The organism is Bacillus sp. SIMBA_074, from assembly GCF_046534555.1.
Classification (GTDB): domain Bacteria; phylum Bacillota; class Bacilli; order Bacillales; family Bacillaceae_G; genus Bacillus_A; species Bacillus_A mycoides.
The window spans coordinates 1-264 of record NZ_JAWRYM010000669.1; the positions used below are offsets into that span (position 1 = coordinate 1).

At 50.4% G+C, this 264-nt stretch carries 1 pseudogene; it reads left to right on the forward strand.

The features are described 5' to 3' along the window. Positions 1–186, forward strand: a pseudogene (locus tag SB773_RS32445) (pyridoxal 5'-phosphate synthase lyase subunit PdxS); the annotation flags it as partial. Positions 187–264: the final 78 nt, after the last annotated feature.

Consider the following 264-nt stretch of genomic DNA (forward strand, 5'->3'; position numbering starts at 1 on the left):
GTAGGCTCCGGTATTTTCAAATCGGAAAATCCAGAGAAATTTGCTCGGGCAATCGTTGAAGCTACTACTCACTATACCGATTACGAACTGATTGCACGTGTATCCAAAGGCTTGGGTACGGCAATGCCAGGTCTCGAAATCTCCAAAATCCGCGAAGCAGATCGCATGCAAGAGCGCGGCTGGTAAGGTGAACCACATGAAAATCGGTGTCCTCGCTCTGCAAGGAGCTGTAGCAGAACACCTGCGAATGCTGGAAGAGGCAGG